The sequence below is a fragment of the Lederbergia sp. B243.17 genome (genome assembly GCF_057657925.1).
The window spans coordinates 1-13,543 of sequence record NZ_JBWBKF010000066.1; the positions used below are offsets into that span (position 1 = coordinate 1).

Genomic DNA, 13,543 nt, shown 5'->3' on the forward strand with positions numbered 1-13,543 from the left:
ACAAATTCGGATTCCAGCGAACGTTTAAAATCTATGAGTGCGAAGACTGTTCGGGATGCCCATTCCGTTCCTCTTGTACGAAAGCAAAAGAGAGAAACCATCGAAAGGTACTGGTGAATGAGAAATGGGAAAAGCAAAAAGAATATGTGAGAGCGAAGCTTTCGGATGAAAAATTGGGTTCCATCTACCGCCGACGCAAGATCGACGTAGAACCATTTTTTGGATTTCTGAAGGCTAATTTGGCGTTCACTCGATTTTCGGTACGTGGAAAATGAAATGGGATTCGCGTTAATGGCCGTGAACTTACGTAAGTTTACGGCCAACACAGCAAGTGGATCCTAAATTTATACACATTAAAAAGAGAAAGGTGAAATTGTCTTGCTCAATTTCACCTTTCTCTTGGTTAGAGACTAGTTATGTCCCAGCCTCCTTCTTTTCGTACATATTTTGATTACTTCGCAACCGGCAGCTTTTTGACATATTCGCCAAGCGAGCCTTTTCCGTAAGCATACGCGTCGAGAAGGCTTTGGTCGTCTGACTGGATCTTATACCAGACAGCACTTTCAACCGTTTCCTCCCCTTTGATGATGACAGGAATGCCTGTATTTTTCAGCGTATAGACGACTGATGTGTTTTTCGTGCCGGCGGCGTTGCGGATGTTCAAGTTCGGCTCAGTAGTAAAGCCGAGTTCAAACTTGCCGAAGTCCTTGCGTCCGAGATATTGGTCAGCCCGGTACATATGACCAGCGGCTTTTTCGCCCCAATATGGATCGGAGGCATATTTTACGTTCATGCCGATTGCTTTATTGCCGAGAACCGCGCCGTTATAGTAAGCGCCCTTCGGATTCTGGTAAGTTCCAGAGACGTATTTTGCAGCATCTTCAATCGACTCTTCAAAACTCTTATACGTTTTTGCGTTTTTCATAGCGTCGGAGTCATAGGCCTGCATGCCGTACAGATTGTTCTTCTCTTGGGAAATCGCACTTGTTCCCCAGTCGCTTTCGTGAATGGCATGTGCCATCAAATACAAGGCATTCACTTTGTATTTCTGTTCCATCGCTTTATAGAACTTTCCTGTTCCAACCAATGGGCTCTTGTCGAGTTTTTTCCCATTATATACTTTCTTTTTATGGCCTTCCGGATAGTTTGTTTCCAGGAACTTGTCCAATTCTTCAGCCGTGTAGTTCGAAACTGTGCTCAGCGGGAGGAATTGGAAGTATTGATAGCCCTGCCCCGCCTGGTTTCCGGCAGCCGTTGTAAAAGCGGCCCCGTCCCAGCTATAGTAATTTTGTCCGACCGCCATGAAGCTTGGCGCAGTGCCGATTACTCCAGTCGAAGCGTATGTTTTGCTGATCGGGTTAAAAATATAATGGACGAGCTGGCCGTTTTCATTTTTATAATAGGAGCGGCCGTCAGATAGGCTTGGCGGGATCAGGTTCACATTGTCCTGTTTTACATATCCCTTTTTGCCTGCAAGCTCAACTTGAACTGCCTTGTCTGTTGCTCCGATATATTTCAGCTCGGAACCTGTTGAGACATATGTCCGTGCCGTTTTAAAAGCTGCATCTTCATAGATTTCCGTAAATTTATTGGCTGCTGCGATTCCGCTTGGCATCCAAACAATCTTGTTCCCTTTTACAATCACTTCATTGCCAGTTACATTTTTTCTCGCTTCATCAAACGTCGCATAGTCTTTTTTTACATCCATTCCGCTTTTAGAAGGAACTGCCACTTCAAAGTCCAGCTTTTTCGGCGGGTTTAAAGCAGTAAGCATTCGATTCAGCGTAGCAGCTGCCATTCCTCTTGTCGTGTACGCTTTTGGCGAGAACTTCAGCGGGCTCGTTGAAGTCCCTTTGATAATGCCGAGATTGTAGACGATTTGGACAGACTCTTTTGACGCCTGCTGGATGTCCTTGGCGTCAGCGAAATTGACCGCTTTCTGTCCTTCAAAGATCATTCCTTTCGCTTTCAGCGCGTTGGCGACCATGATCGCCATATGCTGGCGCGAAATCTTGTCGTTCGGCTTGAAGCTGCCGTCAGGGTATCCGCTGATAATCCCGGCTTTTGAGGCACCGGCTACTGCTTCCTCGTACCAAGCACCCGGTTTCACATCGATATATTGCACAGGCGGCAAATCCGCCTCGTTCTTTGGATCCGGTGACACAACGTCAAGCTCAAGCGCCTTTACGATCAGCTGGGCAAATTGTGCCCGCGTCAATTCGGCATCCGGCCTGTATGTGCCATCCTCGAATCCCTCCATAATTCCTTTTGCAATCAGCTGCTTCATGTCATTCTCAAAATAATGGCCTGACAAATCATTTGCCGCACCTGCAGGCGAAACGACGAACAGGCTCATAACAAGTGTCAGGGCCAATATGTATACGCGCTTCATGTCAGAAAACTCCCCTCATTCATGATACTACTACTCTAGCAAAATCATTCCCCCTTTTCCACATGTTTCTGCCAAAATACTACCAGCCAATCTAGCAAAATCCTCCATAATTAAACTGTATCCGCCAAAACCATCTATGGTATACTAGATTCAACTGTTTGTAAGGAGAGACTATGAATGATCACATACATTAAAAAGGCATTTGGGAGTCCCCAGGAAAAAACGCTGAAGAAGTACCGAAAAACTCTTCAGCAAGTCAACGCCTATGAATCAAAAGTTTCTGGTCTGTCCGACGAGGAATTAGCACAGAAAACGGTTCAGTTCAAAGAAAAACTGGCGAATGGCTCAACAGTGGAAGACATTAAAGTAGAAGCGTTTGCGGTTGTCCGAGAAGCATCGAAGCGTGTGCTCGGCATGCGCCATTTTGATGTGCAGATTCTCGGCGGTCTCGCTTTGCTTGACGGCAACATTTCCGAAATGGCAACAGGAGAAGGAAAAACACTTGTCGCCTCCCTGCCAAGCTATTTGCGTGCACTGGAAGGCAAAGGCGTGCACGTTATCACGGTCAATGATTATTTAGCTACGCGCGACCGGGAGATTAACGGCCAAATCCATGAATTTCTCGGTCTTACTGTCGGCCTCAATGTGAGCCAGACGACCCCGAGCGAAAAGAAAGATGCATATAACGCCGACATTACATATGGTGTCGGTACCGAGTTCGGTTTCGACTACCTCCGCGACCATATGGCAACAAGGGCGGATGAACGCGTTCAACGCCCCTACCATTATGCGATCCTCGACGAAATCGACAGCATCCTGATCGACGAGGCGAAGACACCGCTGATCATCGCCGGAAAAACATCGCTCAACTCTGAGCTGTTCTTTGTCACTGCCCAACTTGTGAAGCGGTTCAAAGTCGAGAAGGATTACACATACGATCCTGAGACGAAGGCAACAAACTTCACCGAAGAAGGCATCAATAAGATTGAGAAAGCGTTCGGAATCGACAATCTCTATGACCTTGAACATCAAACACTCTATCATTATATGATCCAGTCTCTCCGCGCCCAGGTCATTTTCAAGCGTGATGTTGACTATATCGTCCGTGAAGGAAAGGTTGAGCTTGTCGACATGTTCACCGGCCGGATTATGGAAGGCCGGAGCTTGTCTGACGGCCTCCACCAGGCGATCGAAGCGAAGGAAGGCCTTGTACTCACAGATGAGAACAAAATGCAGGCGACAGTCACGATTCAGAACTATTTCCGCATGTATCCAATCCTGGCAGGCATGACCGGTACGGCAAAAACCGAAGAAAAGGAATTCCAGGAAATCTACGGAATGGATGTCATCCCGATTCCGACAAATCGCGAGAAAATCCGCCAAGATATGCCAGATATCGTCTTCGCAACGGCAAAACATAAGTATGAAGCGGTTGTAAGAGAAGTGAAAAAGCGTCACGCGACAGGACAGCCGATCCTGATCGGGACGACATCGATTCTCCAATCGGAGACACTTGCCGAATACCTCGACAAGGAAAAGATTGAGTATGCCCTCTTGAACGCGAAAAGCGTCGAGAAGGAAGTTGAGCTCATTTCCATGGCTGGCCAGAAAAATCATATAACGATTGCCACGAATATGGCTGGACGTGGTACCGATATTTTGCTTGGCGAAGGTGTCGCTGAATTAGGCGGTCTCCACGTTATCGGAACAGAGCGCCATGAAAGCCGCCGCGTCGACAACCAGCTGAAAGGCCGGGCCGGCAGACAGGGCGACCCGGGATCGAGCCAATTTTACATTTCAGTTGAAGATGAGCTCGTACGCCGCTTTGCCCCCGAGCAGCTTGAAAAGCTTGAAAACAAGCTGAAGACGGATGAAGAGGGACGGATCCAGAACAAGGATATCAATGATTTCTTTGACCGAGTACAGCGGATTTGCGAAGGCGCCAACTTCTCGGCCCGTGAATATACGCTTAAACTCGATGACGTTGTCAACGAACAGCGGAACATCATTTATAAGCTCCGGAGCAATTTGCTGGAAAGCGAAAACCCGGTCGCAGACATCCTGCCGATGTTCAAGAGCCTTGGCGCCCACTATGTTGAGCGCTATTGCCCGGATGATGAGAGTCCATTCAATTGGCAGCTTGAGCCGCTGATGGAAAAAGTGAACCTCATTTCGCTTGAACCGATTCAGCCGCTTGATCCGGAAGAGATCCGCAATCAGAAAGAGGTCCTTTCGATCATTGAAAAACTGCTGGAAGCGACTGCTGAAAGACTCGAAGGCATCGTATCTGAATATCCAAACCTCGCCCAGCAGCTCGGCGGCCATGTGCTCCGGGTTTTGGACGGAAACTGGATTGAGCATCTCGAGGCAATGACCCGCCTGAAGGAAGGAATGGGCTTGCGCGGATACAGCCAGGAAGACCCGATTCGCCAGTACCAGCGCGAAGGTTTGGAAGTCTTCACCTTTACGTATTACAAAATCGAAGAAGATGCATGCAGACTCGCCGTACAGCTTTTGCAGCATTTCAGCCCGTTACAAACAGAGAATGAATAGGGAGGATCTCCATGTTATTTTTTAAAGGAAAAAAGAAGAAACAAGGCAAGGACAGCACGATTTCATCAGATGAATTGCTTCAAAAAGGAGCATCAGCGGTTGAAGATTCCGATGCGGACATTGATACAGAGCTTTCGATCCATCCGATGTGGTCGGTGCCGGCTGAAAAGCTTTACGTGCTCCGCTTCATGAACAACGAGTGCCCGCCACTCAAGCCGAACCAGCTTTCCCTCTCCGGAATTGAGATCAACGAGACGAGAGACGGCGGATTCGCCGTTACGGCTTTCGTCCGGAGCTCGATCAATTCCGGCATTAAGCTCGAGGAAACGCCGCTCCTTCTTCTTGATGCAGATGGAACGGTCATCGGCCGCAAGTCGTTCGACCTTGGCGAGCTTGGTGAAATCCCGCCGCTTAGCAGCCGTCCTTGGAACTTCATTTTCGAAAAGAAGGATCTGCTGACGACGGAGCTTCCGAAAGACGGCTGGAAACTCGCATTCGAACTGAAGAAAAAGCATCAGCTTGATCTGGCGGACAGCTGGGACAAATCGCTTGCTGACGCAGATAAAGACAAGCTGAAGGAATTGATCAACACAATCGAACCGCCAAAACAAGGCGAAGTCAACTTTCTCGGCCTCCAGGCATCGCTTGCTGACGACGGCCAGCTGCGCGTGACGATGCTCGTCCGCAATGGCTCGCTGAAAAACGTTAAGATCGAGAAGCTGCCGCTGATCGTGGAAGACGCAGCGGGAGACAAAGTCGCAGAAGGCGGCTTCCAGCTTGATGATTTTGAAGTGAAAGCAAATACAAGCAAACCATGGACGTTTATCTTCCCTAAGAGCATGGTCTTCAAGCAAGACCCTGACTTCTCGAAATGGAGAGCGTACCCGCCGCAAAATAGCTAAATAGGATGTAAAGGACCTTGCCAGGGCGGCAAGGTCCTTTTTTTTCGCTTGTCTATATTGGCTAAAAACCTTTTTCGTCCTGAAAATGGGGCGCTTTCGGGGTTTTCGTCCAAGGAAAGTTCAACTTTTGCCCTGAAAATCCCCCACCAAAATTCAATTTTGCCTTCGAGTCCTCCCTTTCCATCGTTCGCTCCCCTTCCCCCTTTCTTCTATTGTATAGAGAACCCGGGAATACATTGGCTGGCGCGCCTCCTGGAAGGAAACTTCGATGGATGGTTTTAATGAAATTGCTGAGCAGTACAAACCGATGATTTATCATGTGATGCGTTCGCTGTCCATTTACAAAAACAAAGAAGAGTTTTTTCAGATCGGCTTAATTGCCCTCTGGGATGCGTGGAAGCAGCTTGACCCTGCTAAGGGGAAATTGAGCAGCTACGCGTATTCTTACATCAAAGGCCGGATGATGATGGAACTGACAAAGCACAGGAAGAACGACGAACAACATGTCTACCCTGATGAGATTTTCTGGGGAGCTGTGCCGGATCCGGATGAGTTCCGCGTGCTGGAGATGGAAACCTTCCTTTCCTACCTCTCCGAGCTCACAGATAAGCAAAAAAGATGGGCCGTACTCACCTTCCACCATGGTCTATCCGTTGCGGAAATCGCAAAGCTTGAAAAAGTCTCTGTCTCCGCAGTGAAAAAGTGGCGGGCCGGTGCCATGGATAAGCTGAGAAAAAGCACTGCGGTTACAGGCTGAATCGGCCGGGCATGTTTTCCATCCGTTCACATACCTTTAAAAGAGGAACTTTTCGGGAGGGATGGTATGCAAGTACAGATCAGGCCTGGGGATACATTTTGGTACTATAGCCAGCTCTTTTTCACCCCGGTCATGCTCATTGTCGATTCAAACCGCGATCTGGACCCGGCCTCTCTAAAACCGGGGACGGCCGTTTCCATACCTGGATTCACAGAAGTCAGCCGAACCGTAAAAAAAGGCGATACGTTCTGGAAAATTGCGAGAGATGGGAATATATCCGTCGATGCCCTGCTGTTGCTCAACCAGGATGTAAATCCAAACAAATTGCCAGTTGGCGAATCGATCCGGATCCCCGTCAGAGTTACGGAACCGATCGTGAATGGCAGGAGAAATTACGATTCCCGCCTGCTCGCCGCTGACCTGGCGAGATTACAATCGATCTATCCCTTTATCGTCAGAAGAACAGCCGGCGAAAGCGTGCTTGGGAAACCGATGCATGAAGCGACCATAGGCCGGGGCAGCCGTAATGTGCAAGTCAACGCCTCCTTCCATGCGAATGAATGGATCACCACTCCAGTGCTAATGACATTTTTGAATGAATACCTGCTCGCCTTGACGAACGGAATGACATTCAGAGGAGTTCCCGCAACCGCGATGTATACGGGGAGCCGGCTCATCGCTATTCCGATGGTCAACCCGGACGGAGTCGATCTTGTCTTGAACGGCCCGCCTGCAGAAAGAAGAGATGAATTGCTACGGCTGAACCGAGGCAGCGAGGACTTTTCCGGCTGGAAGGCAAACATCCGCGGCGTCGACCTGAACAAACAATTCCCAGCCAGATGGGAGTTCGAGAGTGAGCGAAAACCGAAAGAGCCGGGGCCTCGCGACTTTCCAGGAACGGCCCCGCTGACCGAGCCGGAAACGAAGGTAATGGCAGACCTGGTGAGAACACAGAATTACGACCGCCTCCTTGCCCTTCATACGCAAGGAAAGGAAATCTACTGGGGCTTCGAGGGCCTCGAACCGCCTGAATCCGCCATGCTTGCTGCCGAGTTTGCACGAGTCAGCGGCTATCGCGCCGTCCAATACGTCGACAGCTATGCCGGCTATAAAGATTGGTTCATCCAAGACTTCCGCAAGCCCGGCTTCACTGTAGAACTCGGTCTCGGGCATAATCCGCTCCCGATCTCACAGTTCGATGAGATTTACCGGGACGTCTCCCCTTTGCTGGTGAGGTCGTTGATATAGGGGATGGGGCTTGGAGGTTATTTGGGAGAGAGCAGGGTTTTCTTAGCGACCGATTCTTCGGTCGCTTTTTTGGTGGCGACTGGGATTTGTTTATGTGGCTGAGAGTTAGGCTCGGAGACTACGGCGGGAACATTGGACATCTCTATGTGACCCTCGCCGGGGCATGCCGCTTCCGTCGGGCACATTGATCGTCCTCCTCTCTCCTCTCACCCCTCTGGAATTCATAAAAAAAAGACTGCTGCAGTGACTCTTTCTCACTGCTGCAATCCTCCTGCTTATCCCTTATATGTATTACGTACTCGCTTATTGTTTACGCTCGCAAAGCGGCGGGCTATCAAAAGCCCGACTAACGCTCCCGCTGCATCAAGCATAACGTCAAGCACAGCTCCGGTTCGGTTCGGGACAAAGTACTGGTGCAGTTCATCCGTTGCCGCGTAAATTGTCGCAGCAAGCCAAGCCGGCCAAAAACGCCTCTCGAACAGTCCATAAAAGAGCACAGCCAACATAGCGAATGTCACGACATGAACAAGCTTTCGCAGAGCGACATTCAGTAACCTTGCTTGTATGTCAGTCAGCGGCAGCAGTTCAGTGATCCACTGCTTTGTCTGATCCCCTGTCGACGCGGGTGAAGCAGTCGCGAGGAAAATCCCCCCGCAGCATACGATAACAAGCAGCGCCCAATACTTTCTCGGCATTCCTTCCCCCTCTTCTCTAAACGAATATTTTCCATTGTAACACATCCCCATTCTGTCATGAGAGTCCATAGGCCTAGCATAATTATTAGAAATGTCATACAATTATAAAAACCAACACTTACAGGAGGAGACTATTCTAATGGCAAAAACAATTGAACGCGGAACACCGATTTATTCTTTTTCGAAGGATCATGCCCCTGTGGCAAAAGTGGAGTCCGGGAGCAGAATCTCGGTTCATGCCTATGATTGCTTCGAGGATCAGATTACCACGAATGAAACGACAATGAACAGCCTTGACTGGAACCGGATCAACCCTGCAACTGGGCCGATCTATGTCGAAAGTGCAGAGCCCGGCGATGTGCTTGCTGTTACAATTCACGAACTTGATATTGAGGATCGCGGTGTCCTGGCGACAGGCGCTGATCTAGGGGTGATGGGCCACAGGATAGAAGAATTCACGGTAAAGATTCTTCCGATTGAGAACGGGAAAGCCGTATTTAATGAAAAAATCCACATCCCCCTCAATAAAATGATTGGCGTCATCGGTGTTGCCCCGGAAGGCGAACCGGTTCCATGCGGGACACCGGGCAGCCATGGAGGAAATCTGGATACGGTTATGATCACAGAAGGGGCCACTATCTACTTCCCTGTTTTCCAAAAAGGGGCTTTGTTTGGCCTTGGTGACATGCATGCAGCGATGGGTGACGGCGAAATTGGCGTATCCGGCATCGAAGTTGGCGGAAAAGCTGACTTGACGCTGGAAGTGAAAAAAGGGAAAGCTTTGAACCATCCCCTCGTCAAAAACAAGGACGGTCTCTACATACTCGTTTCCGCCGAGACACTTGATGAGGCCGCGAAAAAAGCTGTCGAGGAGATGATTGACCTCCTGCTTCCGCATACCAATTTGGACGTTGCGGAAATGGCGATGCTGATGAGCGCAATTGGTCAATCACAAATCTCGCAAATTGTCGATCCGCTGATGACAGCTCGCTTTTTTGTGCCGCAATGGTTCTTGGATGCCTATGATATAAAAATATTTTCATAATGAAGGGGATAAGGGGGAGTTGGGATGGAAGCTGTAAAGCTAAATAATACAGGGCCAGAATATAAACAAGAATTAAAAAGGGCCCTCACGTTCTGGGACCTGATGATTTACGGGTTGATTTTCATGGTGCCGATTGCGCCGTTTGGTATTTATGGAGAGGTGGCGACCGGAGCAAAAGGCATGGTCGCTCTCGCCTATGTAATCGGGATGATCGGGATGATCTTCACCGCACTCAGCTATGCCCGCATGTCAGAGGCCATTCCGTATTCGGGATCGGTCTATTCATATGCCCAACACGGAATCAATGAGACGGCCGGTTTTTTCGGCGGCTGGCTTATCCTGCTTGACTACATCTTTGTCCCGGCCCTGCTATATCTCGTCAGTGCTGCAGCTCTCGCCGACATCGTGCCTGAAGTGCCGATCATCGTTTGGCTGCTCATTTTTATCGGCATTAATACTGTCATCAACGTGATGGGAATTGAATTTACAGCAAAGACCAATAAAGTGATCCTCGTTCTAGAGCTGATCGTTCTTGTCATCTTTGTCACGGCGGGCGTCATTGCGGTTGCCCAGCATGTGAACGGGGCGGAATTTACCTTCAAGCCGCTTTACGACAAGGAGCATTTTTCATTGGCCACTGTGATGGGAGCCGTTTCGATCGCTGTGCTTAGCTTCCTCGGCTTTGATGCGGTTTCCACACTTGCGGAGGAATCGAAAGGCGGCAAAAAGGCAATTGGCAACGCCATTATTGCATCTCTCTTGGTTGTCGGCGTCCTTTTTATCATCCAAACATGGGTTGCCGCTCTTATTTGGCCTGACTTCACTACGTTTGAAAATGTCGACACCGCTTTCTATCAGATCGCTGAAATTGCCGGAGGACCATGGCTGAAATGGATGACGATCATTGCAACCGTCATTGCCTGGGGGATTGCCGATGCGCTTGTCGCACAGGCCGCCATTTCGAGGATTCTCTTTAGCATGGCGCGCGACCGGAAGCTGCCTCATGTGCTCTCCAAAGTTCATGAAAAATTCAAGACGCCTTACATCAGCACGATCTTTGTCGCTGTAATCTCCTTCTTTGTCACAGTATTTTTCGCAGCACAGATCGGTCAGCTTGCGTCTCTTGTAAACTTTGGCGCCCTGTCCGCCTTTTTGATTTTGCATGTTTCCGTTATCAATTACTATATCCGGAAACAAAAGAGCAAAAAATATTTCAGTCATCTCGTTTTACCTGCCGTCGGGTTTTTGATCGTTGGGTTCGTCTGGTTCCACTTGGACCCACTCGCCAAAAAGCTCGGCTTCATCTGGCTCGGCATCGGTATCCTTTATTTCTTATACTTGAAGTTTATCAAAAAAGATACGAAAATTGATGATAGCATGTAATAAAGGGTGATTCATATGATCAAAGTTTTATTTGTCTGCCTGGGGAACATTTGCCGCTCCCCGATGGCGGAGGCCATTTTTCGAAGTATGGTTGAAAAAGAAGGGCTAGCAGGAAAAATAGAGACCGATTCTGCCGGCACCAGCTCCTGGCATGTCGACGCTCCACCTCATAAAGGCACACTCGGCATACTTGAAAAATACAAAATTCCGGCGGGAGACATGCGCAGCCGCCAGTTTTCTACGCAAGATGCTGACGTGTTCGATTACATCATCGGGATGGACGAAAGCAATCTTAGCAACATGAAGGAGATTGCGGCGGGGAAAGATCACACCCGTATCATCCGCCTTCTCGATTTGACAAACGTAAAAAAGGATGTTCCAGATCCCTACTATACCGGGGACTTCGAGGAAACATACTCCCTTGTCACGGAGGGCTGTGCCGCATTGCTTGCGTTAATCAAAGAGGAAAATAGTTTGGAATAGAAAAGAGCTGCCGTATTGGCAGCCCTTTTTCCGTTAGTCATTAAACGGGTTATTTTTGCGGGACTGGAGACCGTCTTTTCGCTCGTCACGCAAATTCTTCTCTGTTGACAGCAATTGATCTTCAGGGTCCTTCATATAAATATTTTCGCCCTTCATTTCATATGAGTCGCTTCGGTAGGTGTTATCAGCGTTACCTGAATCGGAATAGGATTTGTTTTGATAGACGCTGTCACGTGTATCATCGGTGAATTTGTCCTTGCCTTCATAGAAGCCGTTGGCCTGCAGGCTGTCGTCAAAATTATTGTGGTTCTGGTACTGCCCGAGATCTTTGTTGCTTTCCTGTGCGCTGACATCACTATCAAGCACATTGTTGTTTGTATACTGAGTCTTGTCTGTTGTTTGATTTTGGTTATTTTCATAGAAACCTTGGGCTTTCAAGCTGTCGTCAAAATTATTTTCATTGCTGTAGCCTTTTGTAGAACCCACATTATAGTCTCTGTTGTTTTGATTGTTTACTCCCGTGCTGTTAGTCACGTCGTATTGGCGGCTCTTATATCCGGTTGAGGCGGTGTTTCCGTTTCCCATACGCGGTGTATCATCCAGCCCTTCGAATTGTGCTTCTTCACGGCGGACTTTTTCACGGACTGTTTCAGTATCCTCCACCTTCTTCTTGCCGACGACGATTTCCTCGCTTACGACTGGTCGCTTTGTCACTTCAACCTTTTCCTCAGAAAGAGGAATCCGGATCGTTTTCCCGTCATCTTCAAAAGCGGCAGCTGTTTCACCGTAGGCGGATGGATTGTCCACTTCGCGGCGCTCGATATACACTTCCTCACGGGATACCGGAATATCAACATTCTGCTGTTCTTCTACAATGTTCTTCTCGACCTTCACTTCTCCGCGAGGGACTTCCTGCTTGTCGATGTTCAGCTTCTCTTCGTAGAGGCGCATTTTCTGCTCCCCATCATGCTCATTAAGCGAATTGTTCACTGCATACGCGTTTGTCGTATGTTCATTTTCAACATAAGAACCAGTTCCTGTTGCATCAAGGGGATCCGGTCCAAGGTTTGGATCTGCCGCAGTAGCAATGTTCTCACCGCTATAAAGCGTATCATAATCCTTGTCCACATATAGTAGAATCGCACCGCTTTCGATTTCTGTGTAGTAACGATCTGCATCCGCATCTGTCAAACCCATATTGCGCAGGGCCCCGCGTACTGGCTCATCTCCAGAAAGGAAGGCCATAAAACGGTCAATCCAGCTTCCGTCTACAGTTTGAGTATCGACATCAGTACGGCCACGAACCATGGAAATGTCATCGTGATCTTTTGCAACGGCGTAAATATCATTGTTTGCATAACCTTCGGATTTCAATTCATCTATTTTGCGTATTGCCTCTTCTTCTGAGTGAAAAGTGCCAATAAACTTCTTGTTGTTCATAGAATTTCAACCTCCTTGGTTTTTTTGCCGATTGCGGCGTCCTCTATTCTAATACCCCCACCTCATCATCCAAAACGGAGCAAGCGCTCTGTTACGTTAATGTAATATGGAATTATCTCCATTTTTTGTCTTTCGCCAATAACATCCATTCATAAAGATGGATAGCCGCCAGCAGCAGCCCTGTTAGTCCAAAAATGATCCCATACAGCCATTCTTTCCGTGCAAATCCCTGCCAGGATTGAAAAAAGGCGATCAGGCTAATGAGGAGACCGAAGCTGATTTTCATTTTTTTCACTTTCTCTTCCTCCTATGAAAAAGAACGATCCACTATTGAAGATGGATCGTTCTGGTGATGGTTTTTTATGAAGGGGGACTGATCAGCGGCCCTCCGCTTTTCAATTGTCTAGCTGCGGCGCCTAGCTGCTCGAGGTCATAAGCCAAGAAAGGCTAAAGGCTGGAAAGCGCCTTTTTCCTTTCTCGTCTTATGCTTGGCGCAGCTGAGCAAGGCGCCTCCGCTTTTCTTTGTCTAGCTGCGGGCGATAGGGGCTCGAGGTCGCTTCGAAAAAGATCAGGTGGATTGAAAATCATCCACCCGCTCTTTTCCTCCAGCGCTTGTCGCCCCTGATCAATCGCCCTCCGCTTTTC

At 48.6% G+C, this 13,543-nt stretch carries 11 protein-coding genes and 1 pseudogene; 8 read left to right on the plus strand and 4 right to left on the minus strand.

The features are described from left to right. A pseudogene (locus AC0TWI_RS12100) lies at window positions 1–342 on the plus strand (transposase); the annotation flags it as partial. A gap of 109 nt (window positions 343–451) precedes the next feature. Here AC0TWI_RS12100 and AC0TWI_RS12105 read toward each other — a convergent pair. Beyond that, the gene (locus AC0TWI_RS12105; RefSeq protein ID WP_488126595.1) at window positions 452–2,392 is read right to left on the minus strand and encodes an S-layer homology domain-containing protein; all 1,941 of its coding nucleotides are present in this window, start codon (window positions 2,390–2,392) and stop codon (window positions 452–454) included. Between the two features lie 177 nt (window positions 2,393–2,569). Here AC0TWI_RS12105 and secA2 point away from each other — a divergent pair, with 177 nt between their 5' ends. From secA2 to AC0TWI_RS12125, 4 genes are all read left to right on the plus strand, one after another. After that, entirely contained in the window at window positions 2,570–4,945 is a 2,376-nt protein-coding gene (gene secA2 / locus AC0TWI_RS12110; protein WP_488126596.1) for an accessory Sec system translocase SecA2, read from the plus strand. An 11-nt stretch (window positions 4,946–4,956) separates the two neighbouring features. Continuing rightward, the gene (locus AC0TWI_RS12115) at window positions 4,957–5,847 is read left to right on the plus strand and encodes an accessory Sec system S-layer assembly protein (RefSeq protein WP_488126597.1); all 891 of its coding nucleotides are present in this window, start codon (window positions 4,957–4,959) and stop codon (window positions 5,845–5,847) included. 268 nt (window positions 5,848–6,115) lie between these two features. Then, window positions 6,116–6,604, plus strand: coding sequence for a sigma-70 family RNA polymerase sigma factor (locus AC0TWI_RS12120; RefSeq protein WP_488126598.1), 489 nt, complete (start codon window positions 6,116–6,118; stop codon window positions 6,602–6,604). A 66-nt stretch (window positions 6,605–6,670) separates the two neighbouring features. Next, window positions 6,671–7,852, plus strand: coding sequence for a M14 family metallopeptidase (locus tag AC0TWI_RS12125; RefSeq protein ID WP_488126599.1), 1,182 nt, complete (start codon window positions 6,671–6,673; stop codon window positions 7,850–7,852). A gap of 275 nt (window positions 7,853–8,127) precedes the next feature. On the opposite strand, the gene AC0TWI_RS12130 is transcribed toward AC0TWI_RS12125, so the two are convergent. Next, window positions 8,128–8,547 (minus strand): VanZ family protein, encoded by a 420-nt coding sequence (locus AC0TWI_RS12130; protein WP_488126600.1) that lies wholly within the window; start codon window positions 8,545–8,547, stop codon window positions 8,128–8,130. A gap of 139 nt (window positions 8,548–8,686) precedes the next feature. On the opposite strand from AC0TWI_RS12130, the gene AC0TWI_RS12135 reads away from it, so the two are divergent. Genes AC0TWI_RS12135 through AC0TWI_RS12145 form a run of 3 tightly spaced genes read left to right on the plus strand, consistent with a single transcriptional unit; the run spans window position 8,687 to window position 11,458 of the window. After that, the gene (locus AC0TWI_RS12135) at window positions 8,687–9,592 is read left to right on the plus strand and encodes an acetamidase/formamidase family protein (protein ID WP_488126601.1); all 906 of its coding nucleotides are present in this window, start codon (window positions 8,687–8,689) and stop codon (window positions 9,590–9,592) included. A 24-nt stretch (window positions 9,593–9,616) separates the two neighbouring features. Continuing rightward, window positions 9,617–10,975, plus strand: a complete 1,359-nt coding sequence (locus tag AC0TWI_RS12140; protein ID WP_488126602.1) for an APC family permease — start codon at window positions 9,617–9,619, stop codon at window positions 10,973–10,975. Between the two features lie 15 nt (window positions 10,976–10,990). Continuing rightward, entirely contained in the window at window positions 10,991–11,458 is a 468-nt protein-coding gene (locus tag AC0TWI_RS12145; RefSeq protein WP_488126603.1) for a low molecular weight protein-tyrosine-phosphatase, read from the plus strand. A 33-nt stretch (window positions 11,459–11,491) separates the two neighbouring features. Here AC0TWI_RS12145 and AC0TWI_RS12150 read toward each other — a convergent pair whose 3' ends face one another. Further along, entirely contained in the window at window positions 11,492–12,898 is a 1,407-nt protein-coding gene (locus tag AC0TWI_RS12150) for a YsnF/AvaK domain-containing protein (protein WP_488126604.1), read from the minus strand. A 112-nt stretch (window positions 12,899–13,010) separates the two neighbouring features. Then, complete coding sequence (locus AC0TWI_RS12155; protein WP_488126605.1) at window positions 13,011–13,193, minus strand: hypothetical protein; 183 nt, start codon at window positions 13,191–13,193, stop codon at window positions 13,011–13,013. Window positions 13,194–13,543: the final 350 nt, after the last annotated feature.